Raw genomic sequence first — 1,611 nt, 5'->3', positions numbered from 1 at the left:
GAAAGACATCTCACGAAGTTAAACGTCAAGCCGCGACCTGGAGAGGAGGTGGAAACGCCAGGTGTTCGTCGTAGAGCTTGCCGGTTTGCGGGCAGTGGTGAAGTTGGCCGAGGAACTTGTTGAACAGGTGCCGTTGGGCTTGGTGGTTCCAATCTCCGGCGGCGCGGCGGGTATCGAAGTGGCGACGGGCGCCCGGAGCGGCACGCAGCGATCCCAGCGCCCAGATCGGACCGACGGCAGCCAACCGCCGGTTCTTGATATGGCGGTGCAACACAACGGTTTTCTTGCCGCTGGAGCGGGTGATGGGGGCGGATCCGGCGAAGGCTTTCAAACCCCGGGCGTCGGCAAAACGGGTCCGGTCGTCACCGATCTCACCAAGCACCCGGGCACCGGCCAGCTTCCCCAGGCCGGGGAAGCTGGTGATGATCTCGGCGTCCGGGTGTTGGTCAAAATGGGCGATCACCGCCTCGGCCAATTCGTTGGCGGCGGTGCAGGCGGCATCGAATTGGCGCAGCAACGCCGACAGTTGGATGCCCATCGCGTTCTCCACGACCGGCGGCTGGTGCAGATAGGTCCCGGTGAAGACCTCCCGCAGACGCTCGATGTCGCGGTCGAGATGGCGGCGGCGCCCGGCCTTGATCAGCAGCCGGCGCAGCCGGGCCGGGGTCAGCTTCGCGGCCTGGGCCGGGGTTGGTGCAGCGGCCAGGATGGTGCGTGCATCGGCGCGGGCCAGCCCGCCTTCGGGCAGCCCGGCGAACGCGACGATGGCCGCCGGGTAGAAGTCTTTGAGCAGGTCGCGGATCTGGTTGCCGATCTGCTGACGCGCCCACACCGCGTCCTGTTGAGCGCGGGCCAGCACCCGGATGGCTTGAGCGAGCTCAGTGTCGGCGGGCAGCGGTCGGTGCGCGACGGCATCGGTGCGCACAATGTTGGCCAGCAGCACCGCGTCGGTGGTGTCGGATTTGGCCCCCGACACCGCATACCGGGCCCGATACCGCGAGGCCGCCAGCGGGTTGATCGGATAGATCACCCGGCCGGTTTCACGCAGAGCGGCCACCCACAGGCCGCGATCGGTTTCGATCCCCACCGGGATCGGATGCGCGGAGCTGTCACCAGCTTCGGCCAGCAGCGTCAACAGAGCCGCGAACCCGGCTGCGTCGTTGCCGACCCGCCCGCGGGCCACCACACGCCCCTCGTCGTCGACGACGACGACATCGTGATGTTCAGTGGCCCAATCAATCCCACAAAACAAGCCCAAGGTCTCATCACTCCTTCGATCGATGGTTCTGCTGTTACCGGTGGACTCACGCGGCGCCCTAATCGTGGGACTCTCAGGTCCGTCATCTCACTAGCCGTCCGTGACTCCAGCACGCCGCAGGACCTCGTTCTGTCGAAGAGCTCAAGGCTCGGGAACAACCATCGGGAAGTCAACCCTGCAACGGGCTCAGGCAACGGAATCCCACCACCATCAGACAGAGTCTGCCGCCAGGCGCGCCGTTCTTTCAGAAGTCGTCGAACGACGGGAAACACCAGGCATCACCCGGCGGCAAACCCCACCAGGAACAGACCCCGCTCAACAACCGGGACCCCATCCCTACTAAACGATTAGGA

Annotated in this window: 1 protein-coding gene; it reads right to left on the bottom strand. The window is 65.6% G+C overall.

The annotated features are described in order from the left end of the window. Nucleotides 1-25: 25 nt before the first annotated feature. Nucleotides 26-1,252, bottom strand: coding sequence for an IS110 family transposase (locus F0Q45_RS25870; RefSeq protein ID WP_188113175.1), 1,227 nt, complete (start codon nucleotides 1,250-1,252; stop codon nucleotides 26-28). Nucleotides 1,253-1,611: the final 359 nt, after the last annotated feature.

Source organism: Mycobacterium simiae (genome assembly GCF_008370645.1).
Taxonomy (GTDB): Bacteria; Actinomycetota; Actinomycetes; order Mycobacteriales; family Mycobacteriaceae; genus Mycobacterium; species Mycobacterium simiae_A.
The sequence above is the reverse complement of the archived record's forward strand: the minus strand, read 5'-3'. Positions and strand labels throughout refer to the sequence as shown.